This window comes from Marinomonas sp. (genome assembly GCF_039940335.1).
In the GTDB taxonomy this organism is placed as follows: Bacteria; Pseudomonadota; Gammaproteobacteria; order Pseudomonadales; family Marinomonadaceae; genus Marinomonas.
Window position 1 is genome coordinate 424,268 of record NZ_JBDVGW010000013.1, and the last position, 22,418, is coordinate 446,685.

Sequence of the window (22,418 nt, forward strand, 5' to 3'; positions counted from 1 at the left end):
AAAAGCCTCGCCTATTCGTCCTTACTTCACGGAAAATCATATTCTTTGCTCACAAGGGGACTTCTAATAAATAGGCAGAGTCGTACAATAATAGCTTTGCTAAGCTCCTCATTCTGATGCACTAAAGGCCCATTATGACCATTACTCTCACCACACCAGCACTATTATTTCCCGCCGTATCCCTCTTGCTATTGGCCTACACTAATCGATTTGTGACCTTGGCCTCGATCATTCGTACCTTCGATCCTTCCCAAAGCGATGACAACACGACTGAGCAAATCAGTAATTTACGCAAACGTATTTACCTGATTCGCCGTATGCAAGAAGCCGGTGTAATGAGTTTTTTCCTCTGTGTAATGTCGATGATGGCTATGTATCTGGAATATCAACAAGCGGGTAGCTATATTTTTGCCGCCAGTCTGGTCTTTCTGATGTTTTCTCTCTACCTTTCTGTGAGGGAGATTCATATTTCTTGTGATGCCTTAGACGTGCATCTACAGCACTTTAACCGCAGCTTTAAACTGAGCCGCAATAAAAGTAAACGCACGCCCTAAAGCCTTTATTGATGAGGAGAGTTTAAGTTGGCTTGTAAAACATTAAAGCCTTTAATTGACGACCAAGCGAGATACGCGGAAAAGTATTCTGCAAAACCCACATCCACGACTCGACCCGTTTCTTGGCTGGCATGACGCAAAAATAAACGGCCATTTTTACGAATGGCTAAACCTTGGTGTGAAACGTTCATATTGGTGCCAATCCACTTTTTCAAAGCCCAATCCGGTCTGACTACACTGATCACACTCCCAGAAGGAATACGCGCCAACAAAGCCTCGTCTAAGCCAGTCCATTGAGCTTCATGCTCAATGGTTAAGCCCACATATAAAGCACTAATAGGGACATAAGGTGTCACCACAGGTTGTGGGGGAATGTCTTGACCTAACAGACGTAGTTTTTGGATCAAGGCCTGACACTGAGCCTCATCCAACAACGCACAGTTTACACTCTGCTCATCAATGTGTTGGAACCAAGCTTTCTTATCGATGACGGTATGAGCATACGCTAGCGAGCCTTGCGCTACCTGATCCGTAATATCCGATAGATAAGCCTGATTATTCGGTATCCAGTCAGCGCTGGGGAAATGGTTACGGGTTACAAAAGACACTTGCCCATTATGGTAACGCAGATGATTTAAATGATGTAAAAAGGCGTCATTGGAGTGAGAGAAAGCACCAGCCAATACCGTTTCAACAAAGGTGGTACAGTCGAAGACATCAAAGCGCACTAAAGGGTCTTGATCAAATTCCCCTAAAGCGCCCTCCCCAAGACCATTCGCTTGATAAGGGATGCCCAGTAAAACACCACTAAGCTTAGCGATACGTTCATCCACTGGTTCGGATTCAGAAACTTGATTCATCAGAGTATAGAATTCAGCGGATACCGGTTGAGCTTGTTTTTCCACCGTTGCGCAACCCGTGAGCCAAAGCAAAGCGCTGATTAGCCATAAAAATCGCCACCGACCTTTGCTAGATCTGACGTATTTTAGTAATTGAGTTGCTCGCAAAATTAAACTTACCTGATGATTGCAAATAGTGAATTCGATTAAATAACATAGCTTGCAGAATAGGTACTGCAAAAACACTTAAAATTGTTTAATATGTAACCATATTTGTAATGATTTACACAAAGAAGGTTCTATGAAGATTAGCCCTGCCCCCTTTGCTTATGGCCAAGCTGGTTTACAACGCAGCCAAGATAACATGAGCCAAGCCGCCAGTGACATTGCACAAGCTTCGACACAAACAAGCCAGAGTGCCAACCGTTTACAAGATGGGCTAATTGCACTTAAAAGCAGTGAGTTAGAAGCGCAAGCAAATGCTAAAGTGATCGCTGCGTCCGATCGTACCCTAGGCAGCTTAATCGATATCAAAGCCTAATCACTTCGTTGCCAACCAGCTTTTTATCTGAGACCGCTCTGTAGGCCTCACCAATCTCGCCAGTTCACCTCCATCTTTCAATAATATCAAAGTCGGCCATAAGGTCACCTTAAATACTCGCCCTAAGCGTTTCCCTTTGCCGTCAAAGACCTTCACATGAGTTAGCTCGTCAACAGAATGTAAGGCGCTTTGCAACAAGGGCTCAACCCCTTGGCAATGGCCGCACCAAGGAGCACCAAACTCTAATAACAGATAACCTTGGGACTGTTCAATGTCCGCCAAACTGGGTGCTTGTTCGCTATATTGATGATTGTAACCCTTGCTACTCGCCAGCATATTCACCTCATTTTTTTCCGGTTACAATGATTTATTAGGCTGAAACTCTTTGACGCACTCGTATGAAGACATTTCAAATTCGCGACATATCCAAGGACGATTTTCATAAATAGTACATTGAAAAGTGTCTCTATCTACAGCGGAACACCATCCGTCCTCTAGTCTTAGCATGGTCTCTCCTCCCCAACGATCCACTTCAATATGCTCTTCAGGCACCCCCGTGTCACTAATGATCATCACTTCTAAACGACAACAACTGGCTTGGCATTGATGACAAGAAACCTGCGTGTCTTCGATATTCTTTAATTTAATCTGCATTCCACATCCAAGTTACCCTCTTGGGTTGGCAAATAAGCGCGAGCGATAGCGCAGGTGGCTTTAGCATTCTTGATTTTATCCAAAACAAGTTCTGCTGGTTGCTGGCTAATTTGGCTCGCCCCATACAAAGCCGCCGACTCCGCCACTCCATACACGCCAACCGTTTTATAGATATAGTCTGAGCGAGTACTCAACAAGGTTTCCATACTGCTTAACTCAGGCACACTGTAGGTGACAAAAGGCCAGTGATACTTTTCCGCTAACTTGATCAGGTTCGTTTCGTCCGCTTTAAGGTCAATACTGGTAAGACTCTCTATATCTTGAGGAGTTAAACCTTTTTGCGCCAGCGCTTCGAGCATCAGCTCTTCAAGGTAGGCTAAATCACAATTTCTTTCACAGCCCATGCCCAAGGTATAAATAGGATTAACATATGCCTTGGCCGTGGTCATGACCAACTCAGCCCCCAACATGTGACTAACTTGAGCGGCTAAGTCATTCGCGCCCCCTTCATGGCCCGAAAGCAACGGGATAACATATTTTCCCTGCTCATCAAGCACTAGCACTGGTGGGTCCTGATACTTATCTTGCAACACTGGCGCCAGCGTTCGAAAAACAATCCCCGTTGCACAGACAAATATAAGCTTATGCCCTTGTTGGAAAGCTTGCTGTACCTGCTGGGTAAAGGGCTTAGGCCTGTACCATAATTGGCACTCTAACCCTTGCCTCTGACACAGTACAAGCAGCTGCTGAGCCAAGTTTTTTCCCATAGGGGTAAGGGCAATAATACTGATCAACGACTGCTCCGCTCACTTTTAGTGACCACAAACAACGAAAAATACGGGCCTGCTTTCTCTTCTAACGAGGTTACATCTTGCACAATCCGCTCATTGTCACGACCTATGTATTCAAGATACTTGGCGTCCCTCATACGATTGGTTTTGCGCAACGCCGTGAGAATTCTGGGTCTGGCTCGGCCAGCTTTCATAATAACCACACTGTCATGTTGCAACAAAGCCGTATCAATTTGTTCGGCACTGTGACGACCGCTGACCACAGCAAAGGATTCTTTTAAAATAGTAAGCGGGTGATTCAATGCCGAAGAAGCCGCATTAATGGACGACACCCCGGGAATGACTTGGCAAGGATACGCCCCTTCTAGACGTTCCAATAAGTAAGCAAAAGAGCCAAAAAACAGCGGATCACCTTCACAAAGAAAGACCACGTCTCGGCCTTCATCAAGCTGGCGAGCGATTTCCTCAGCGCCCCGATCATAGGCTTGGTTAGCAAGTGTTCTATCGGTAGACATGGGCATAACAATGGCGATTTCATGTTGAGAGTCGGCCACGTCTTTGAATGCTTCACAGGCGATATTACGCGCTTGAGAACTACCTTCCCCATTAGCAAGATAACTGACCACTTGAGCCGAGCGAATGAGGCGTAAGGCTTTTAAGGTTATTAGTTCTGGGTCACCGGGCCCCACTCCCACACCAATGAAGCGCCCTTTGCCGTTTAATGGTGTTATATCCTCTGGGTTCATCAACTCAAGGTTTCCTTAATACTATTTTGCTCAGGCTCATTATTAAGCGCTTTGGTTTTTATAAATTGATATAAGTTTACTGGCAAACTGGGGCGGAAGACTCTCTGCCCTGCCAAACGCTCACACTTCGAAATTGCTATTTGTAAGGCATCATCTTCAGCGTCTTGGGCTAAATCACGACTCGTCATAAAGCTCATTACCTGACAACGGCTTGTTTCTGTTACCGCGCTCACCACTAGGCGACCGCCCTCAGGTAAAAGACGCCAGACTTGATTCATCATTTCTTCTAAGGTGCCATCACTGCCGCCAATGAAGACCTTATTCGGAAGAGGCAAATCCACCAATGCTTGCGGGGCACGTCCAGCAATAATTTGTAGATTTTGCATAACGCCAAAACGCTGCCGGTTTTCTTCAAGGCAGGCTAATCGTTCTGGGTGATGCTCAATGCCATACACGGTTGCTTTTGCTTGCCAGTAGGCCAGCTCAACACTGACGCCACCACAACCAGCCCCAATGTCCCAAACCACATCTTTGGCATCAAGGGCCATGTAAGAAAGTATCGCTAGGCGTACTTCACGCTTGGTGATCATACCCTTGCCATGGCCTTTGTCGGTCACAAAACGACTTTCTGCTATGCCCGGGGTACTTGGGTAAAGACTGGCTTGATGACTGGTGGTGACCACCACCACATTAAGCGGGTTAAATTCATGTGCCAATTCTGCCAGCTCCTTGGCCGTGTATGCAGTGACTGTTTCTTCATCGTAACCTAGGGCTTCACACACCTGAATTTGGCTGTCATCAAGACCTGCTTGTAGGAGTTCTTTTGCGATATGTTGAGGCTGACTGAATTGATCTGTCAGTAAGAGTAAATTGCGGTTTGGCTGCAGGTAACGGCGTAAACTGAATAATGGTCGGCCATGCAAGCTCACGACTTGAGCATCTTGCAAAGACAAGCCCAAACGATGGCAAGCTTCTTGAACGCTTGAAACATTGGCATAGTAACGAATGGAGTCTAATGCTGGATGTTGATCCACAAAACGCCCTAACCATGCTCCAATGCCATAATGCAGGGCATCACCTGAGGCCAACACCACAAGTTTTTCAACACCCAGTTGTTGCCAATGTTCGATGCGATCTGCCAACTCCGCAAGTTTGGGCAAAGTCTGGGACTGAGCTTGATACGCTATCTCCCCAAGAGTTTCAAGTTGACGAACTGAACCCAGTACCTTGTCGTGAGCAGATAATGACGCCAACAAGCGTTGAACGTCTTGGCAAAGCACTGCTTGAGCCTTTACCCCAAGTCCGACTACATGAATTTCCATCAGTAATATTCACCTAGGTTACAGCGTAACAAGGCATTACAACTTGCCGCCGTAACGGCACTGCCGCCCATTCTACCGAGCAAGGTAATGCATTCAATGCCCAAAGACTGATGCGCGTCCCAAAGAGCTTGCTTAGATTCAGCGGCTCCCACAAAACCCACAGGCATGGCGATGATCAAAGCAGGCTTTGGTGCTCCCTGTGCCAGCATTTCTAACAAACGGTATAAAGCAGTAGGCGCATTGGCGATCAAAACCACACTGCCAGCAAGCTGTTCTTGCCAAAGCTGCAACGCCGCCATGGAGCGGGTTTCCCCAGACCCTTTGGCAATTTGTGCGGTACGAGGGTCATTCAAAAAGCATAAAGGTTCACCTTCTATCATGCGCTTAGTAACCCCCTGCTTAACCATTTCCACATCACACAGAATAGGGGCTTTGGCCGCCAAGGCTTGACGACCCGCCGCAACAGCTTGGTCACTAAAGCGTACATATTGAGCCACCTCGGGCAGCCCTAAGCTGTGTACCACACGCATCACCACTTGTTGCTGATCACGGTCAAACTGACTTAACTCGGTTAATTCACGAATTTGTCGAAAACTGTCTTGCTCGATCGCTTGAGGATTTTTTTCAAAAAGGTACATAATCTCTACTTAAATGTTATTGCTCACCAGTACTGGTATTTGTTCTAGAGGTATCGCCCCATGCTTCAACACAAGCCAAATAACAGGCTTGAGCATCACTGAACTGTCGATCAGCCGTGGGCAAATGGGGACGTTTGTGCAGCAAACAATGGATATTTTTGGCTCGTGCCACGTCAAGCTTGGCATAGGTGGCCTCACCGCCACTGTTTTTACTGACAATGACATCGATTTGATGAGCCTCCAACAAGCTTTGTTCATCCTCATAGGCAAAAGGCCCAATGGCTTTTTGCCAAGTGACGCCTTTAGGTAACTCAAACTTTGGTGGCACAGCCGTGCGCCACAACACCGTTTCAATCTTATCCAACGCAGCAATTTGCGTTAACAATGCTTGGGACATTTGCCCAGCACTCAATAAAGGCCGATGATATTGGCTCAGATAGCCAAGTAATTGCTCATCATCCTGATACTCAAACCAGCAATCATCGGATTGCACTTGCCACGCGGGGCGATGCAAGCGCCAACATGGTATCGCTAACGACTTTGCCGCCGCCACAGCTGTGGTGCTCATGGCCGCCGCATAAGGGTGAGTGATGTCTAGAATGGCATCGATAGGCTGCTCTTGCAGATACTTGGCTAGGCCACCAAATTGACTAAAGCCTCCCACCAGCAACTGACAGTCTACTTTCGGCACTCGCACTAATCCTGCGATACTATAGACCACACTGATGCCTGCTTGATGTAGCTGATCGGCCATACGTCTAGCGTCCGCAGTGCCGCCTAACAAGAGTAACTTCATCTCGCCTCCCCTTTAGACTCAGTCGCCTTAAAAGCCGCCTGACCTACGGTTCGACCTTGACGATCAATAGCAATCACTTCCACGGCCATATGCTCTGGTAAATAGCCTTTAGCAAACGCCAATGCTTGAGCACAAACCGCATCCGCAAGACTTGGTCCCATGGATTCAGCACTGTACTTTTGATATATCGACAAGGCTTCTACGCTGGTGTTTGCCCCTCGCATTTGCCCTTGCACTTGCTCCGGTGCTCCTAACGAAACGGCCAAATCCCCGAGAGCATCAAGATTAATACTCGATACTCGGCTGTTTAAATCCATGTGACCTTGCGCCAATTTGCTTATCTTGCCAAAGCCGCCACAGAGGGTTAACGCTGTTAATTGAGGGCTGGTGTTTTCTACTTTACGCAAATGTTTGAGGACAGCGCCCACAAAATCCCCCATCTCAATGAGCGCCATGTCATCAAGTTGATAGCATTGTTTGACGGCAGTCTCACTGGCATTTCCTGTGGTGGCAGCGATGTGCGTTAATCCATTGGCTCTGGCCACATCGATTCCCTGATGAATAGAAGCAATGTAAGCCGCACATGAAAAAGGCCGCACAATACCTGTAGTGCCTAAGATGGACAAACCGCCCAAAATCCCTAAGCGTGGGTTCATGGTTTTAAGAGCTATTTTGTCCCCATCCACTACACCCACCGAGACCTCAAAGCCTCCTTGGTATTGATAAGTATCAGCGAAGCCTAATAAATGCTCAGTCATCATTTTGCGAGGGACAGGGTTAATCGCCGGCTCACCCACTGCCAACAACAAACCGGTTTTGGTGACAGTGCCGACACCGCTGGCCGCACGGAACACCACGCCCGGCGCTTTAGACAGACACAATTCAACAAAGATTTTTGCCCCGTGGGTGGCATCTGGGTCATCCCCCGCGTCTTTGATCGTCGCCGTACGATAACCATTTTCAATGGTTTGATAATCAATAATATCGAGAGAAACGTCTTGGCCTTTAGGCAAGGTTACACTCACACTGGCGGCTTGCTTATGACTAAACAAGGCTTGGGCCGCCGCCACACAGCAAGCTGTCGCGCAGGTACCTGTGGTTAAGCCGCTGCGTAATAGTGTGGGTGTTTCTGAACTTTCAGGCCACATATTCTGCCTCTACCCTACATCTGCCATAAGGGCTTCTTGTGCCCCTTGAGCCAGAAACACCTGCGCCGTTGCAGCAAGGTTCGAAGGGAAGAATAAGTGCAAATACGTAGCCGTTAGGCCCTTTTCTTGATAAATCGCTTCGCCAGGGGCTGGGTGTCTTTGACGACGGCCAAACGCCACGGGTGTTGGGGTGTTATCACTGCGAGACCTATGATGGGCATGGCCACGTATATCCCCTTGTGGCAAAATTGCGGTTTGCATCCCCTGACAGCCACGCTTACCTCGCATAGCCCCTTGACCCGCCAAGATTCCCGTCATCGGATAACACCCTTCTTGTAAGTCCGTTAGGCTTTGCAAACTGTATAAAAGGCCGCCGCATTCCGCCAAAATGGCTTTCCCTGTTTTATGAAAATCCATGATGGCTTGGCGCATACTAAGGTTTTCGGACAAGGCCTTTGCATGCAATTCGGGGTAACCACCGGGCAACCAAAGAGCGTCGGCATCGGGTAAGGTATTGTCTTTAAGGGGCGAGAAATACACGATGCTGGCCCCTAAACTTTGTAGGGCTTTAATGTTGGCATCATAAATAAAACTGAACGCAGCATCTTTGGCGACAGCTATGGTTTTATTCGCCAGTAAGGGTTCTATCTCTTCTACTGGTGTCTCGGTATCGCTGGCTGAAAAGGTTACCGCTTTGGGTAAGCTAAGCAGGGCGCAATCATTGCTTTGTTGTAACCAAACCACCGCGGCGCTAAAACGCTCTTCCAGTTCATCCGCCACTTCATCTGCTTGCACCAAGCCAAGATGACGCTCAGGTAAAACAATCAGCTCATCCCTTTTTAAGCTGGCTAATAAAGGCAGACTTTCAGGCAAGGCATCTCGTATTAACTCGGCGTGACGCTCGCTTCCACATCGGTTAGCAATTAAGCCTGCTACTTCTATGTCCGACCTAAAGCTTGCTAAGCCAGTCGCTAAAGCGACAGCGGTTTGCGCCATGCCTTTCACATCCATGACGATGGCCATGGGAATACCAAAACGCGCGGCTAGGTCTGCACTGGAAGGCTCTCCATCAAACATTCCCATAGCGCCTTCAACCAAGATAAGGTCGGCCTCTTGCGCCGCCAAAAAGAGCCTTTGCTGGCAGTAGTCTTCTCCTGCCATCCAAATATCCAGCTGCTCGACAGGCTGTTTGGAGGCTTGCGCTAAAATCTGTGGGTCAAGATAATCTGGACCAGTTTTAAAAACACGCACCACATTACCTTGCTCCGTAAAGTAACGCGCCAAAGCTGCAGTGATGGTGGTTTTGCCCTGATTTGAGGCCGGAGCGGTTAAAAAAAGCGCCGGACACTCGACTGTTTTCACTGTCATAAACCTGTCTCTAATATCGAAGTTAGTAAAACGTATTCCGCCCCAAGCTGTTGAGCGATTTCTTCACCACGACCACGTTTAATCTGTGCATGTTCCGTGTCTATCAGCACTCGATTTCCCAACAATGAACGTTGCCCTACGGCAAAATCAGACACATCCGCCTGGGTACGACCGTCTGTTAAAATGTAGGTATGACTTTGTAAGCCTGGGTTACGTTGGTGTTGCTGCTGTAAATATTGGCTGGCTTTGTCGATGGCCACTCGAAAAGGTGTACCGCCGCCCGCCTGTAAATTATCCAGCAGTGCGGTGATTTCTTTTGGCGCTCTCACTTGCGGCAGTACAGAAGTGACCCCTTCTTGGCCAAAGCCTAAAATACTAATTTGCTCTCGAGCTAAATAAGCGCGCTCGGCTATGTCTAAAATCACCCCTTTCGCAAAACCAAAGCTTCCTTGGCTCAGGGTGGACGAGGAGGTATCCACTAACACCAGATGCAAACAACTCTGGCCTGTTTTATCTCGTTTATGAACCAAATGCTTTGGTGGCCATTCTTGGGGTTGTTTAATCAAACTGCGGAACCAATCAATTCCCTCACCACTCGATTGTGCGTCTATATTACCGCCCTCATGGGGGCCTTTTGCTTTACCACCCGCAATGGCTTTGGAAAAGGATGATTTTCCTTGAGCTTTCGAGGCATCAGTTTTTACACGAATAGCAGCACTCGTCTCTTGAGCTTGTGGCGGCATGGCCCCCCACTCTCCAGCAGAGGTCGGTTGTTCCGACTCCCCTTGAGTATTTTGACTCTCAGCTTGGCCATCAAGCGGCTTTGATTGAGGAGACGGCGGCGGACTCGAAGGCCTGTGAGACGATGGGTTTGATGGCGGAGACGGTGGCGCTTGTTGCTGTCGACGGTGGGCCAGTACCAGTTCTTCTACAGCCTCTACATCTTCTGCTAGCACTTGTTTATCACCGCGCCAGGCCGCATGAGTCATCGCAGCACGCACCCAAACAATATCGCCCCGCACTCCATCCACTCGGGCTTGTTGACAACGCTTGGCAATCTCTAAACGCAAATCATCGCTACAGCGAACTTGCAGCAAAACTTCTCTGGCTTGGCGGATGCTGGTTTTGAGGTTTTTCTGCTTGTATTTGAAAGCTTCGCAGAAAGCTTGTGGGTCTTGATCATACTCGTCTCTTAAACGCACGATCTGCACCCTTTCTTCCAAACTGTATTGATTGTAAAGCTCTACCATCAGACCAAAACGGTCTTGTAATTGTGGCCTTAGCTCACCCTCATCGGGATTCATAGTACCTACTAACAAAAAGCGAGCATCATGTTGATGGCTCATGCCATCACGTTCAATACGGTTGACGCCGCTGGCGGAAACATCCAATAGCTGATCCACCAAATGATCGGATAGAAGGTTCACTTCATCTAGATAAAGCACACCCCCATGAGCCTGACTTAACAAGCCGGGCTTAAAAACCACCTGCTTTTCTTGTAAAACTTGCTCTAAATCCAGAGCGCCTAATAAGCGGTCTTCACTAGCGCCTAATGGCAAGGTGGCAAAAGGCACATTTTGATCCTCCTGCAACGCCGGCATCACCCCAGCAAGCCCTCTTGCCAAAGTAGATTTAGCAGAACCTCTTGGGCCACTGATCAACACACCGCCAATGGTCGGGTTAATGGCACAAAGAATTAACGCCAGTTTTAACGGCTCCTGCCCAGCGACGGCCGTAAATGGAAAATTGCTATGGGCTAAGCTCTGCATTGCTAAACCTTTCTTAAATGATGGGGGGCGTAAGAGCCTGTTCATAACCTGCTATTGTAGAGTTTTTGCCTAGGCTTTGTCTTGTTTGACAGTATCTTTGCCCCCCTTGCAAGTCAAATTGATACGCCACCCGTCATCATGAATAAAATTTAATGACATAAATGAAACTTATCCAAAGAAAATCCTTGACCTTGGAGTTACCTCCAAGGTTTATACTTCATCTATCTTGAAACCAAAACAACGAGGTATGGTATGTACCGTATCGGTGAATTAGCCAAGCACTTTGATATCAATCAGGACACTTTGCGCTTTTATGAGAAAAACCAGCTATTAGTTCCTAGCGAACGCTCTAGGGCTGGCTATCGCTTGTATACCGAGCAAGACAAACAAACTCTGTCTTTTATCCTAAGAGCAAAAGCGGTTGGCTTTAGCTTAAACGAAATACAAGAGCTGCTGTCGATCGAGATTGATAAAGCCAATAACGCTTGTGCCGATGTGAAAACCCTAGTGGACCACAAACGACTAGCGGTGGAAGAAAAAATCGCCGAGCTACAAGCCTTCCAACTGTCTCTACAACGATTATCGGATGCTTGTTGCGGAGGTGATGTAAGCGCTGTTCATTGCACCATTCTAGAAGCGTTGGAAACGGGCGAAACCAAGGTACGTTCAGAAAATCACTCCCATGAATTCAAGGAGCAACAAGATGTCGTTGCTGAATAATTTCCTCGATTTATTTCTTGAATCCGCCCCCTGGCTCATTGTCGGCCTAGTATTAGCAGGCATGCTAAAAATGTTCATTTCCATGAACTGGATGAACAAGCAACTAGGTGGTCACGGTTTAATGACAACCATTAAAGCGGCGTTATTAGGTGCACCATTACCCTTATGCTCCTGTGGCGTCATTCCTGCCGCCATAGGTTTACGTCGCTCTGGCGCGTCTCGCTCCGCGACAACCTCTTTTATGGTATCCACACCAGAAACAGGCATAGATTCTATTTCCGTATCCTATGTCTTACTTGGCCCCTTTATGGCTGTGATTCGTCCCGTAGCGGCGATTTTTAGTGCGATTTTGGCAGGATTACTTGTGGGCCGAGAGGACAGCAGAAACAACAAACTTGTCACTGAGGATACGACCAAAGGGCCATCAAGCTGTTCCTCAACATCCGAGCCGAAACCGCTAGTCAGTGAAAAAGCTTCTTGCTGCGCAACACAAGCATCATTACAAGCCACCAAAAAATCAGCTTGTTGTTCTACGAAAGCAGTACCTGAGCCATCAGTGCCAACAACTTCTCAAGGTTCATGTTGCTCAAGCACCCAAGGCAATACAGAAAAACCAGCATCAAGTTGTGGGCGGTCTAAAAAAACTGAGCCCTTACAAAAGCAGCCAAACTTTTTAGGCAAAGTGGTCACTGGACTTCGCTATAGTGCGACGGAACTCATAGATGACACAGCCGTGTGGCTCTTAATTGGCTTAAGCTTTGCTTCCATAGTCCAAACCTATGTACCAGATGACTTTCTGGCGTCCTGGGGGAACGGTTTACTGGCCATGTTGGTCATGGTGATCATTTCGATACCTATGTACATTTGTGCCACAGCATCCACTCCTATTGCCGCAGGTTTATTGATTGCAGGGGTTGCACCAGGTGCTGTGTTGGTTTTCATGTTGGCAGGCCCTGCCACGAATATTGCAACACTAGGAGTGGTATCCAAAGAATTGGGCAAACGAGCACTAGGAGGATATTTAGCGGGTGTACTCGGCGGTGCTTTACTATTTGGATTTTTAACGGATTTTCTGGTCACGGCATTTGGTTTTTCCGTCATGCCTCAAATTGGACCTGAGCATGAGCTACTGCCTCAATGGCTAACTGTTAGTTGCGGCCTAGTGTTAGCCATCCTAATGATGATGTCTTTAATCAAAAAAGGTCAGTCACGCTTTAACAAATAGTTTTTCACTAGCTGACCTTGAAGCGAGCCTTAGCTGCTCGCTTCATTGGCTTTGGGTACTTGCGCCCATTTAGGTGGTCGGTGGTAACGCCCCACAACAGAACTTAATAACAAGAAAGCCAATAAGGAGTAGAGTAAATGACTCAAGTCCAACACGGTAACTGCCGCCACTAACACACCGAGATCGGCGATTAACGTAGTCTTGCCCGCATGAAATCCAAAACGACGCTCCAGATAAACCGCTAAGATATTAAGACCACCTAAAGAAGCATTGTGACGGAACAAAATGATCAAACCAAAACCCACTAACATGCCACCTAAGATGCCTGACAAAATTGGGTCAATGGTCAAATGAATATAGAAGCGCATCAGCTCAGACAGACCAGATAGCAAGCTAATACTGACAAAGGTTCGCCAAGCAAAAGATTTTCCTAGCGCACGCCAAGCCAATATGTAGAACGGCATATTAAGAATAAAGAATAACTGACCAAAAGACAGGTCGGTAAATTTGCCCAGAATCATACCGATTCCAGCGGTACCACTAATCAGTAAACCAGCAGCATTTAAAATATGCAGCCCTAAAGCCACAAGCAGACAGCCCTCGACAATCGACAGCCAACGATGGGTAATATTCATAACAAGTCCTTCACATGGCCAACTTAACTCTTGATTAAGGTGGCGGTTTATACGCTAGCTTCTTTTGAAAGCCCGGTGCGCAGAACAAACTCTATGTTTTTTGTCCACACATACTAAAATGATTAGCATAATGCGTACCAAAAAAACGAAAGGGCATTATGTCGTTAAAAGCCACGAAATACACCTTTTATTTTTTGAGATATCCCGTATTTTCGCACCATTTCAGCACATAGTTAAGATCATAGCGCACATTTTAACTACAAACATCAAATGCTGCCCGCCTCCAATCAAGCTTCTAGGGTCGCCCTAAACTTTAAAACCGACTCACATAATAAAACATAACTTATTGATCTTTGGACTGTTCATAGAAATTAAAAAACGGCTACAATGGCTTCATGAGAATCACACTAAGACAATTACAAATTTTTGAAGCTGTGGTCCACACAGGTTCAGTAACCGCAGCGGCCGATTTGGTACACATCAGTCAACCCGCTGCCAGTCAGGCGTTGCGTGAGCTTGAAGCACTCCTCGGTCGTCCATTATTTAGGCGCCATGGTAAACGTCTACAAATCACCCCTCAAGCACGTCACTTACTTCCTCAAGCAAGAGCGGTACTCAGCCAAATAGAACAAATTGAAAGTATGGGCAATGCGGATGAGTTAAGTGGTTCTCTGCATTTGGCCGCCAGTGTCAGTATTGGCAACTATTTATTGCCCAAACAGATGTCTAATTTTAAAAAGCAGCACCCAAACATTCGCTTTAATTTGGACATAGGCAATACCCAAAGTGTGATTCAGCAATTACTAACAGGTAAAGCAGAAGTCGGGTTTATCGAAGGCTACTGCCAACACGCCGAGCTAATGACGCAAACCTGGCTAAAAGATGAGCTAGTGGTGTTTGGCTCGGCCACCGAAAGCCGTCACGAGAAGCTGGAGTGGGAAGATTTGCAACAAGCTGATTGGGTGATGCGAGAAGCAGGTTCAGGCACGCGCAATATTCTAGAACAAGCCACCGCAGCAAAAATCCCTAATCTTAATGTAGTGCTCTCATTAGCCCACATGGAAGCAGTCAAGCAAGCGGTCATCCACCAAATGGGCTTAGGCTGCCTATCTCGCATGGCGGTTTCCCAAGAGCTGAATTCAGGCCTAATCAGACTTTATCAAACGCCATTAGCCTTACACCGTAATCTATTGATCGTGACGCCCAAAAGCACAGCTCTCACTCAAAACGCGCAGTTTTTTGTGAACCAATGTCAGCAGTTGATCACCCCTCCCTAGCCACCCAAGCTGTGACGATAAAATAAACTCTTTGTAGGCAGTTGACCTTTACAGATAGCCCCCTACAATTGATTCATCCCAGTTATTTCTTCGCAAAAGAAAATAGGCTTTATGAATATTAATAAGATTGACCTCAATCTGCTCATATACTTAGATGTGCTGCTTAGGGAATGTAATGTTACCCGTTCGGCCAATAAGCTAAACATTACCCAACCTGCCATGAGTAATGGTTTAAAGCGCTTACGGGACCTGCTAAGCGACCCTCTACTGGTTCGCACCAGTGAGGGCATGAAACCAACCGAGAAAGCCCTACGCTTACAACCTATTGTTCGTAAAGTCTTGCTGGAACTAGAAGAGGCCCTGCAGCCAGAAGCCGACTTCAATGAAAAAACCAGTACCCGTGTGTTTCGCATCATGGCGAGTGATTACGCCACTTCCACTGTCATTCCTAGCTTACTAAACCGCTTGCGTGAACAGGCCCCGGGGGTAACGCTGGATATTATGACGCCAAGTGATGTGACCTTTCACGATGTGGAAGCAGGGAAAATCGATATGGCCATCAACCGTTTTGAAGAACTCCCCCAGTCTTTCCATCAAAAAAATGTTTGGCTAGACACTTTTGTCTGTGTAATGAGTTCAAAAAACCCACTTAGAAACAATTTGGACTTGGACGCTTATTTGCGCTCCCAACATATCTGGGTAAGTAAAACAGGCTTTGGTATTGGGGTGGGCATGGACCCTACCGATGTGCAAAAGCTTGGCTGGGTTGATGAGTCCCTACAGGCACTGGGGAAAACTCGCAGCATTCGGGTATTTACTCGCAGCTATCACACCGCTATGCACCTATCTTTAGAGCAGGATTTGATTTCCACCTTACCCAGAAAAGTCGCCATGGTGAATCGTAACAATCCAGACCTAGTGATTGTCGAGCCACCCTTCCATATTCCTGAAATAGAACTCAAAATGATCTGGAGCCCACTCCTGCACCACGATGCCAGCCATATTTGGTTTCGTAAACAGGTCATTCAAGTGGCTAATGAGTTACAGGCAAAAAGCTAAAAAAAAACGCGCATCAACCATTGCTGATGCGCGCTTTAGAGATCAGAAGCTTGTTTACTCTTCTTCAGAACCCACGGCTTCTTTGATCACAGTCTGTAACTCACCATTATTAGCCATTTCAACAATAATGTCACAACCACCTACTAGCTCACCTTTTACCCATAACTGTGGAAAAGTCGGCCAGTTAGCAAATTTTGGCAGCTCAGCACGGATATCTGGATTGTCCAAAATATTGACAAACGCAAAACGCTCACCGCAAGACATCAAAGCTTGTACCGCTTGAGAGGAAAACCCACACTGAGGCGCGCGAGGGTTACCTTTCATGTACAACAATATGTCATTACTGCTGATTTGTTCTTTGATCGTATCGATAGTAGTGCTCATGTAAAATCCTCACTGTAGTGGGTGTCTGTTACCCAAGGCTAAAGCCTAGCTGGGCAAGCAATAGAATATTTTAAAAAGTTGCTTCAGATTATGGGGCTTGGCAATAGATTTACAACCCTGTTTTTTCCATATGCGACGAATTTCTTCTTTAATCCCCCCTTTACTCCCTTGCCCTAGTATATTAAATTGGTCGATTCCCTTTTCAAAAGTTAATTTAAGGAGCTATCGGTGTCACCAAGACATTTTCTTACTCTCAAAGATCTTTCCTCAGACGAGTTCAAACAACTTATTTCACGCGCGACTGAGCTGAAGAAAATCCACCGAGAAGGCACCCGATTTGAGCCACTAAAAAATCGCGTACTCGCCATGATTTTTGAAAAGTCCTCGACACGCACAAGAGTGTCATTTGAAGCAGGCATGGCTCAATTTGGCGGTCATGCATTGTTTCTTTCCCCACGGGATACTCAATTAGGACGCGGCGAGCCTATTGAAGACAGTGCACGCGTCATTTCCAGCATGGTTGACGCAGTGATGATACGTACCTTTGACCACGCGACGGTAGAAACCTTTGCGAAGTATTCTTCTGTGCCTGTGATCAACGCTCTAACCGATGACTTCCACCCTTGCCAGCTGCTGGCGGACATGCAGACTTATCACGAGCACCGTGGCTCAATAGCAGGCAAAAAAGTGGTTTGGGTTGGCGATGGTAACAACATGTGCCATTCCTACATTAACGCAGCCGCATTATTGGATTTCCAACTTGTGGTGGCCTGCCCTGTAGGTTATGAACCCAATGCAGAATTACTAGAAGCTCACCAAGATCGCGTCACCATGGTACACAGTGCAACCGAAGCCGCAGTTGGTGCAGATTTGATTGTCACAGACGTGTTTGCGTCCATGGGGCAAGAAGATGAGCAAGATCAACGAATGAAAAACTTCGAAGGCTTCCAGGTAAATCGTCAGTTGATGGACAAAGCCAATGCCGATGCTTTGTTTATGCACTGTCTACCCGCTCACCGTGGTGAAGAAGTGTCCGCTGAAGTGATGGATGACCCAGATTCTGTCGTGTGGGATGAAGCAGAAAACCGTTTGCACGCTCAAAAAGCCTTGCTTGAGTTTTTGCTAACGAAATAAGTTATAATCCAAAAAGCCCGTAAGACGCACTGTCACGGGCTTTTTTGTTGATTCTATATTGAAGGAAACTCTCGTAAAGTGAATCATTATGAGTATTATTGAAGTTCGCCACCTAAAGACCTTAACCGCCCTAAGAGAGACTGGCAGCTTAGTGGAAGCTGCAGAACGTGTGCATCTCACACAATCTGCCCTCTCCCACCAACTCAAAGATTTAGAAGAGAAACTGGGCTGTCCTTTATTCATTCGCAAAACCAAGCCGGTACGCTTCACCAGCGCAGGATTACGCTTACTGCAACTAGCAGATGACGTATTATTGTCGTTTCGCTCCGCCCAGAGAGACATTCAACGCTTTGCTGAAGGTGAAAGTGGCCGCCTACACATCGCCATCGAGTGTCACAGTTGTTATGAGTGGTTGATGCCGACCATAGACCATTTCCGTGAGCACTGGCCAGATGTTGAACTCGACCTATCAACGGCATTTAACTTTATGCCGCTGCCGGCGCTTGCACGAGGTGACTTGGACTTAGTGGTGACTTCAGACCCGCAAGATTTGCCCAATATCGAATACATTCCTCTGTTCCAATACGAATCTCAAGTGGCTTTATCCCGCCACCATCCGCTGGCGAAAAAAGAATTTCTAACACCAGAAGATTTTGCCAATGAAACCTTGATCACCTATCCGGTAGAAACTGAACGCTTGGATATTTTTAAGCACTTTCTTACTCCAGCTGGGGTATCACCAGCCAAAATACGTCATAGCGAATTGACCTTAATGATGATGCAACTGATTGCCAGTGGTCGAGGGGTAAGCTGCTTGCCAAATTGGGCACTAACGGAATACACCAATCGCCAATATGTCATTACTAAGTCACTGGGGGAAGAAGGGGTTTGGTGTAAGCTCTACCTAGCCATTCGCAAAGATCAGCGTAATAACGCCTACATGGACGACCTGATTAACACAGCGTCTAAAACCTGCTTTAAGAACCTGAAAGGGATTTTAGCTGCGGATTTATAAACCGCAGCTAAAACCTTATAACAGTGTTAAGACACGGAGTTTTGATGCTGCTTACGGGACCAAATCAGACTAAATTTGGCACCGCCAGATTCGCTTTCATCAATTAGCACAGCCCCACCATGCCAAAAGGCAATCCGTTGAACAATTGCCAAACCTAATCCATAACCTCCCGAGGCACGGGTACGGCTGTTATCTAAACGATGGAAGGGTATAAATACCTTATCTCTGTCTTCAAACGGAATGCCTGGGCCATCATCTTCAATATCCAGTTGCCAGCGCTCTTCATCTAAGGTGAAGCTGATGGAGATTTTGCTGGAAGCGTATTTGGACGCATTCAAAATAAGATTTTGCAGGGCTCGTCGCAAATGGTGTTCATCGGCATTGACGTTTACATCTTCAGGAACGTTAACTTCCAGTGCAAGATGTTGGAGCAAGGTTTTATTATGCTCCAGAATCTCTTCCACTATGTGGTAGATACTGACACTGGCAAAATGTAGCGCCAAAGAACCATCTTCAAGCTTACCGTAGGTCAGCACCTCATCCACCAGCGTATTAAGTTCTTCGACGTCGCCTTCTAACCCATCTATGGTAGTAACAGCGGCCTCATCTACATCATCTTTTAACACTTCCAGCCCAAATCTAAGACGAGCGATGGGTGTGCGCAGCTCATGAGAAATGGCGTTTATCATCTCTCGTTGCACTTTCAATAAGCGCTGTATATGGGAGGACATAGAGTCAAACGAATAGGCCAGCTCTTTCAATGTACCACTGCTGTCAGCCACTTCTTCCGTTACCGCACTGCGACCACGAGCGATTTCTCGAGTAATGCTTTCGAAGCTTTGGCGTTTCCGATCCAAAACTAAAAGCTCGCGCCAAATAACCAACAACATGGCAAGCAAAGCAATCACCACCACGAACACAACAATGTACTTAAAAGAAATACCGGGGTGATAGATTTCCACGGAAACCAGATGACTTACCCCTTCAGATGACCAAATAAAAGCCCCTTCACCAGCTGATGCTCCGCTGGATAATGTGCCATTCATGACACCATCTGGTGCTTGTGTTTCAAATAGACTTACCGTCACACAAGGTATCTTGCTCAGCAAATCCAGTTTCTGGGCATAGCTCAATTCGCTAGAGTTAAGTAACTTAAGCAACAAGGACTCAAGATAAAGAATGCTTTTAACACTATTAAGCTCCCCTTCTACTAGGGGCGCCTCTTTAGGACCAACAATAGATTGGTAGCTGTTTTCTAGATGGGCAATTAACTGATGCGTGTGAATATTTTGAACGGCTTGAGCTACAGATGGCTCGGAGACATGAAGCGTCCAGCTAAATTGTGACAAATGAGCATCGAACTCGATACCCGATAACAACATAGCAGAACTAACGTGTGCATCCACACACAACAACCGCTCAACACGAATTGTATTGATTCGACGCTCGAACAGCATCATAGCGATGTAACAACAAATCGCTATGATGCCGCCGGTTATTATTAAGTGGCGATACAATCGCCAAATTTCCACTCGCATAAAGACTATATCTCTTTAACGAATAGGTAACCTTTGCTACGAATCGTTTTAATGCGGCGAGGATGAATTGGGTCATCACCGATTTTTGAGCGAATACGAGAAATACGAGAAATACGAACATCAACAGAGCGGTCTTGACCGTCGTATTCAATGCCTCGCAACTCACCGAAAATTTCTTCTCGGCTCATAGTGCGGCCTGCATTGCTAGACAATAGCCATAACAGATCAAATTCAGCACTGGTCAGTTCGACTTCTTCGTCCAATAGCCAAGCTTCACGACGAGAACTATCGATTGTCAGGTTACCAAATGTTAGGTTTGGCTCATCTTTGCTATTGCCAGCACTCACTTCTACGTCTTGGCTACTACGGCGCAATAGAGACTGCACACGAGCAAGTAAGACTCTAGGTTTGGCAGGTTTGGCAACATAATCATCAGCGCCAATTTCTAGGCCTAGAATCTGGTCTACATCATCACTTCTGGCCGTTAGCATCAAGATAGGACCTTGATAGTCATTACGTACATTGCGACATACGGTAAAACCATCTGCACCCGGTAACATCAAATCCAAAATAACCAAAGAAGGTTTTTCTGCAACGATACGGCTAATTGCTTTACGGCCGTCAGCTTCGATATCCACTGTATAGCCATTTTTCTGTAAATATTCTTGAGTCAATGAAGCAAGACGTTCATCGTCTTCCACGATCAAAATTGACTGTTTTTCATCCAAATTCATTAGACTTCCTTAATCTTCTATCTGGGTCTAAAATCATCGCCAGCAGTATTATTGTGCCAGAAAAGCCCTAACCTGCTCTACTCTCTCTCGGTTTACACCTACATCTGAGTAGCCCACTCTAGAAGCTGAACGTACGTGAATAACACTGTCTGCCTCAGGCAAATAAAACTCTACATCGTCGATGTAACCAATGTACTTACTTTTTATTTCCAGGTGAACATACCCTAAAGTGCTGCTCACAACACGAGCGTTACCTTGGTTTAACAAAAATGATTCGAGAGATAATTGCACATCTTTACGATTCTCTCGATAGATAATTGACTCAACATAGTGCACTTCATCACTTCTGTCTGCCTGGCTCGACACACAATTAGGTGAAGTAGGACAAGCTTTTAACAGACCATCGGTGACACCTAGATCATTGGGCTGCTCGTTGTAGTAGTGAACATAGGCAAAAAAACCAACCACTAAAAGCGCAATAAAAAAGGCTATTCCTCTAACCATGTAAATACTTCTCCTAACTTATCAACTACCTAGACTAACAATTAACGGAACGATCTTTTGCCCGGTTTCTTAGGTTTAAATTCTTGCTTATCATTACTTTGCCAATCAAACCCTTTAGGGCGACGAGCACCCGCACCACCAGCGGATGTTTTGTTCTTAGAGCGTTTCACTTCCAGCTTTTGTTGCTGTGTTTTTGGCTTAATGGCAGCAACTTTCAAATCCACCATGGCACACAAAGAGTTAACTTCAGATTCTTCCATTTCTACCCAGCGTCCAACTTTCGCTTTAGACGGCAGGAATACTGGACCAAAACGCACACGCTTCAAGCGGTTTACTTTTACCCCTTGGGACTCCCACAAACGGCGTACTTCACGGTTGCGGCCTTCCATTAGGCAAACATAGAACCAACGGTTAATACCTTCGCCGCCGCCATCAACAATATCGGTAAACTTGGCCAGACCATCATCCATCATGACGCCTTTTTTAAGGGCCGTGGTGTGCTCTTCGGTCACTTCACCCATGACGCGCACAAGGTATTCTCTATCAATTTCGGTGGATGGGTGCATTAAGCGATTGGCTAACTCACCGTCCGTTGTAAAAAGTAACAAACCTGAGGTATTAATATCCAATCGGCCTACCGCTATCCAGCGCTCACCGCGTAACTTAGGCAATCGATCAAACACAGTAGGGCGACCTTCTGGGTCTTTACGAGTACATACCTCGCCCTCTGGTTTGTTATAAATGATCACTCGGCGACCTTCGCCTGCTTCTGTCACCTTCACAGGGTAACCGTCCAACTGGATTTCATCCGTTAAACTTACACGATCACCTAAGGTGGCGACCTCACCGTTGACCAATACACGGCCTTCACGGATACGGGCTTCCATTTCACGACGGGAACCTTGACCCGCTCGCGCTAAAACTTTTTGTAATTTCTCGTCCATTACAACCTCTTCGGGGAATGCTTCTCAGCAACCTATTTTAAATATCTATAAAGGGGACATTATATGCGCTCAAGGCCGCCCTT

General features: G+C 46.5%; 25 protein-coding genes. 8 read left to right on the top strand and 17 right to left on the bottom strand.

From position 1 onward, the window contains the following. The first annotated feature begins 134 nt into the window (after positions 1–134). Complete coding sequence (locus tag ABJF92_RS11640; RefSeq protein ID WP_446815958.1) at positions 135–554, top strand: DUF2721 domain-containing protein; 420 nt, start codon at positions 135–137, stop codon at positions 552–554. Positions 555–559: 5 nt separating this feature from the next. On the opposite strand, the gene ABJF92_RS11645 is transcribed toward ABJF92_RS11640, so the two are convergent. Beyond that, positions 560–1,486, bottom strand: a complete 927-nt coding sequence (locus tag ABJF92_RS11645) for an N-acetylmuramoyl-L-alanine amidase-like domain-containing protein (RefSeq protein ID WP_446815959.1) — start codon at positions 1,484–1,486, stop codon at positions 560–562. A 208-nt stretch (positions 1,487–1,694) separates the two neighbouring features. Here ABJF92_RS11645 and ABJF92_RS11650 point away from each other — a divergent pair, with 208 nt between their 5' ends. Beyond that, the gene (locus tag ABJF92_RS11650) at positions 1,695–1,934 is read left to right on the top strand and encodes a hypothetical protein (RefSeq protein WP_446815960.1); all 240 of its coding nucleotides are present in this window, start codon (positions 1,695–1,697) and stop codon (positions 1,932–1,934) included. Here ABJF92_RS11650 and ABJF92_RS11655 read toward each other — a convergent pair whose 3' ends face one another. Genes ABJF92_RS11655 through ABJF92_RS11700 form a run of 10 tightly spaced genes read right to left on the bottom strand, consistent with a single transcriptional unit; the run spans position 1,935 to position 11,166 of the window. Further along, positions 1,935–2,270 carry a thioredoxin family protein gene (locus ABJF92_RS11655; RefSeq protein WP_446815961.1) on the bottom strand — a complete coding sequence of 112 codons (336 nt, stop codon included), beginning with the start codon at positions 2,268–2,270 and terminating at the stop codon, positions 1,935–1,937. 21 nt (positions 2,271–2,291) lie between these two features. Then, positions 2,292–2,588, bottom strand: a complete 297-nt coding sequence (locus tag ABJF92_RS11660) for a YkgJ family cysteine cluster protein (RefSeq protein WP_446815962.1) — start codon at positions 2,586–2,588, stop codon at positions 2,292–2,294. Beyond that, complete coding sequence (locus tag ABJF92_RS11665; RefSeq protein WP_446815963.1) at positions 2,573–3,382, bottom strand: cobalamin biosynthesis protein; 810 nt, start codon at positions 3,380–3,382, stop codon at positions 2,573–2,575. Before ABJF92_RS11665 ends, ABJF92_RS11660 begins: the two co-directional genes overlap by 16 nt. Continuing rightward, positions 3,379–4,125, bottom strand: coding sequence for a precorrin-2 C(20)-methyltransferase (gene cobI / locus ABJF92_RS11670; RefSeq protein ID WP_446815964.1), 747 nt, complete (start codon positions 4,123–4,125; stop codon positions 3,379–3,381). The genes ABJF92_RS11665 and cobI overlap by 4 nt, the downstream gene beginning before the upstream one ends. Beyond that, complete coding sequence (cbiE, locus tag ABJF92_RS11675) at positions 4,125–5,447, bottom strand: precorrin-6y C5,15-methyltransferase (decarboxylating) subunit CbiE (RefSeq protein ID WP_446815965.1); 1,323 nt, start codon at positions 5,445–5,447, stop codon at positions 4,125–4,127. The genes cobI and cbiE overlap by 1 nt, the downstream gene beginning before the upstream one ends. Next, positions 5,447–6,085: a precorrin-8X methylmutase gene (locus ABJF92_RS11680; RefSeq protein WP_446815966.1), complete on the bottom strand. Its 639-nt coding sequence runs from the start codon at positions 6,083–6,085 to the stop codon at positions 5,447–5,449. Before ABJF92_RS11680 ends, cbiE begins: the two co-directional genes overlap by 1 nt. Before the next feature lie 16 nt (positions 6,086–6,101). Then, the gene (locus ABJF92_RS11685) at positions 6,102–6,881 is read right to left on the bottom strand and encodes a precorrin-6A/cobalt-precorrin-6A reductase (RefSeq protein WP_446815967.1); all 780 of its coding nucleotides are present in this window, start codon (positions 6,879–6,881) and stop codon (positions 6,102–6,104) included. Beyond that, on the bottom strand, positions 6,878–8,029 hold the full coding sequence (locus ABJF92_RS11690; protein WP_446815968.1) for a cobalt-precorrin-5B (C(1))-methyltransferase: 1,152 nt from the start codon (positions 8,027–8,029) through the stop codon (positions 6,878–6,880). Before ABJF92_RS11690 ends, ABJF92_RS11685 begins: the two co-directional genes overlap by 4 nt. A 9-nt stretch (positions 8,030–8,038) precedes the next feature. Continuing rightward, positions 8,039–9,397, bottom strand: a complete 1,359-nt coding sequence (locus ABJF92_RS11695; RefSeq protein ID WP_446815969.1) for a cobyrinate a,c-diamide synthase — start codon at positions 9,395–9,397, stop codon at positions 8,039–8,041. Further along, entirely contained in the window at positions 9,394–11,166 is a 1,773-nt protein-coding gene (locus ABJF92_RS11700) for an ATP-binding protein (protein WP_446815970.1), read from the bottom strand. The genes ABJF92_RS11695 and ABJF92_RS11700 overlap by 4 nt, the downstream gene beginning before the upstream one ends. Positions 11,167–11,418: 252 nt before the next feature. Here ABJF92_RS11700 and zntR point away from each other — a divergent pair, with 252 nt between their 5' ends. Together zntR and ABJF92_RS11710 are read left to right on the top strand one after the other, a co-directional pair. After that, positions 11,419–11,886: a Zn(2+)-responsive transcriptional regulator gene (zntR, locus tag ABJF92_RS11705; RefSeq protein ID WP_446815971.1), complete on the top strand. Its 468-nt coding sequence runs from the start codon at positions 11,419–11,421 to the stop codon at positions 11,884–11,886. Continuing rightward, positions 11,870–13,111 carry an SO_0444 family Cu/Zn efflux transporter gene (locus ABJF92_RS11710; RefSeq protein ID WP_446815972.1) on the top strand — a complete coding sequence of 414 codons (1,242 nt, stop codon included), beginning with the start codon at positions 11,870–11,872 and terminating at the stop codon, positions 13,109–13,111. Before zntR ends, ABJF92_RS11710 begins: the two co-directional genes overlap by 17 nt. Positions 13,112–13,140: 29 nt before the next feature. On the opposite strand, the gene ABJF92_RS11715 is transcribed toward ABJF92_RS11710, so the two are convergent. Further along, positions 13,141–13,746, bottom strand: a complete 606-nt coding sequence (locus ABJF92_RS11715; RefSeq protein ID WP_446815973.1) for a YitT family protein — start codon at positions 13,744–13,746, stop codon at positions 13,141–13,143. 395 nt (positions 13,747–14,141) lie between these two features. Between ABJF92_RS11715 and ABJF92_RS11720 the strand changes: the two genes are divergently transcribed. Together ABJF92_RS11720 and ABJF92_RS11725 are read left to right on the top strand one after the other, a co-directional pair. After that, the gene (locus tag ABJF92_RS11720; RefSeq protein ID WP_446815974.1) at positions 14,142–15,023 is read left to right on the top strand and encodes a LysR substrate-binding domain-containing protein; all 882 of its coding nucleotides are present in this window, start codon (positions 14,142–14,144) and stop codon (positions 15,021–15,023) included. A gap of 111 nt (positions 15,024–15,134) precedes the next feature. Further along, positions 15,135–16,082 carry a LysR family transcriptional regulator gene (locus ABJF92_RS11725; RefSeq protein WP_446815975.1) on the top strand — a complete coding sequence of 316 codons (948 nt, stop codon included), beginning with the start codon at positions 15,135–15,137 and terminating at the stop codon, positions 16,080–16,082. Between the two features lie 54 nt (positions 16,083–16,136). Here the strand turns inward: ABJF92_RS11725 and grxD are convergent, their stop codons facing one another. Continuing rightward, on the bottom strand, positions 16,137–16,466 hold the full coding sequence (gene grxD / locus ABJF92_RS11730; RefSeq protein ID WP_446815976.1) for a Grx4 family monothiol glutaredoxin: 330 nt from the start codon (positions 16,464–16,466) through the stop codon (positions 16,137–16,139). A 228-nt stretch (positions 16,467–16,694) separates the two neighbouring features. On the opposite strand from grxD, the gene argF reads away from it, so the two are divergent. Further along, on the top strand, positions 16,695–17,600 hold the full coding sequence (gene argF, locus ABJF92_RS11735) for an ornithine carbamoyltransferase (protein WP_446815977.1): 906 nt from the start codon (positions 16,695–16,697) through the stop codon (positions 17,598–17,600). A gap of 88 nt (positions 17,601–17,688) precedes the next feature. After that, entirely contained in the window at positions 17,689–18,615 is a 927-nt protein-coding gene (locus ABJF92_RS11740) for a LysR family transcriptional regulator (protein WP_445975187.1), read from the top strand. Positions 18,616–18,641: 26 nt separating this feature from the next. Here the strand turns inward: ABJF92_RS11740 and ABJF92_RS11745 are convergent, their stop codons facing one another. From ABJF92_RS11745 to rluB, 4 genes are read right to left on the bottom strand one after another with little or no spacing between them, the layout of a single operon-like run. Beyond that, a complete protein-coding gene (locus tag ABJF92_RS11745) occupies positions 18,642–20,153 on the bottom strand; it encodes an ATP-binding protein (protein WP_446815978.1) in 1,512 nt (503 codons plus the stop codon). 5 nt (positions 20,154–20,158) lie between these two features. Then, entirely contained in the window at positions 20,159–20,887 is a 729-nt protein-coding gene (locus ABJF92_RS11750; RefSeq protein WP_446815979.1) for a response regulator, read from the bottom strand. Positions 20,888–20,935: 48 nt separating this feature from the next. Continuing rightward, positions 20,936–21,391, bottom strand: a complete 456-nt coding sequence (locus tag ABJF92_RS11755; RefSeq protein ID WP_446815980.1) for a DUF1499 domain-containing protein — start codon at positions 21,389–21,391, stop codon at positions 20,936–20,938. Positions 21,392–21,432: 41 nt separating this feature from the next. Further along, positions 21,433–22,335, bottom strand: a complete 903-nt coding sequence (gene rluB / locus ABJF92_RS11760; protein WP_446815981.1) for a 23S rRNA pseudouridine(2605) synthase RluB — start codon at positions 22,333–22,335, stop codon at positions 21,433–21,435. Positions 22,336–22,418 lie beyond the last annotated feature (83 nt).

Bases quoted from the DNA above. Each gene is read 5' to 3' on its own strand.
- ABJF92_RS11650 (WP_446815960.1), top strand. From the start codon at position 1,695: ATGAAGATTAGCCCTGCCCCCTTTGCTTATGGCCAAGCTGGTTTACAA.
- ABJF92_RS11720 (WP_446815974.1), top strand. From the start codon at position 14,142: ATGAGAATCACACTAAGACAATTACAAATTTTTGAAGCTGTGGTCCAC.
- ABJF92_RS11655 (WP_446815961.1), bottom strand. From the start codon at position 2,270: ATGCTGGCGAGTAGCAAGGGTTACAATCATCAATATAGCGAACAAGCA.
- ABJF92_RS11660 (WP_446815962.1), bottom strand. From the start codon at position 2,588: ATGCAGATTAAATTAAAGAATATCGAAGACACGCAGGTTTCTTGTCAT.
- ABJF92_RS11685 (WP_446815967.1), bottom strand. From the start codon at position 6,881: ATGAAGTTACTCTTGTTAGGCGGCACTGCGGACGCTAGACGTATGGCC.
- zntR (WP_446815971.1), top strand. From the start codon at position 11,419: ATGTACCGTATCGGTGAATTAGCCAAGCACTTTGATATCAATCAGGAC.
- ABJF92_RS11755 (WP_446815980.1), bottom strand. From the start codon at position 21,391: ATGGTTAGAGGAATAGCCTTTTTTATTGCGCTTTTAGTGGTTGGTTTT.
- ABJF92_RS11695 (WP_446815969.1), bottom strand. From the start codon at position 9,397: ATGACAGTGAAAACAGTCGAGTGTCCGGCGCTTTTTTTAACCGCTCCG.
- ABJF92_RS11700 (WP_446815970.1), bottom strand. From the start codon at position 11,166: ATGCAGAGCTTAGCCCATAGCAATTTTCCATTTACGGCCGTCGCTGGG.
- ABJF92_RS11680 (WP_446815966.1), bottom strand. From the start codon at position 6,085: ATGTACCTTTTTGAAAAAAATCCTCAAGCGATCGAGCAAGACAGTTTT.
- ABJF92_RS11690 (WP_446815968.1), bottom strand. From the start codon at position 8,029: ATGTGGCCTGAAAGTTCAGAAACACCCACACTATTACGCAGCGGCTTA.
- ABJF92_RS11715 (WP_446815973.1), bottom strand. From the start codon at position 13,746: ATGAATATTACCCATCGTTGGCTGTCGATTGTCGAGGGCTGTCTGCTT.
- ABJF92_RS11640 (WP_446815958.1), top strand. From the start codon at position 135: ATGACCATTACTCTCACCACACCAGCACTATTATTTCCCGCCGTATCC.
- cbiE (WP_446815965.1), bottom strand. From the start codon at position 5,447: ATGGAAATTCATGTAGTCGGACTTGGGGTAAAGGCTCAAGCAGTGCTT.
- ABJF92_RS11745 (WP_446815978.1), bottom strand. From the start codon at position 20,153: ATGCGAGTGGAAATTTGGCGATTGTATCGCCACTTAATAATAACCGGC.
- ABJF92_RS11725 (WP_446815975.1), top strand. From the start codon at position 15,135: ATGAATATTAATAAGATTGACCTCAATCTGCTCATATACTTAGATGTG.
- ABJF92_RS11740 (WP_445975187.1), top strand. From the start codon at position 17,689: ATGAGTATTATTGAAGTTCGCCACCTAAAGACCTTAACCGCCCTAAGA.
- ABJF92_RS11710 (WP_446815972.1), top strand. From the start codon at position 11,870: ATGTCGTTGCTGAATAATTTCCTCGATTTATTTCTTGAATCCGCCCCC.
- rluB (WP_446815981.1), bottom strand. From the start codon at position 22,335: ATGGACGAGAAATTACAAAAAGTTTTAGCGCGAGCGGGTCAAGGTTCC.
- grxD (WP_446815976.1), bottom strand. From the start codon at position 16,466: ATGAGCACTACTATCGATACGATCAAAGAACAAATCAGCAGTAATGAC.
- ABJF92_RS11750 (WP_446815979.1), bottom strand. From the start codon at position 20,887: ATGAATTTGGATGAAAAACAGTCAATTTTGATCGTGGAAGACGATGAA.
- cobI (WP_446815964.1), bottom strand. From the start codon at position 4,125: ATGAACCCAGAGGATATAACACCATTAAACGGCAAAGGGCGCTTCATT.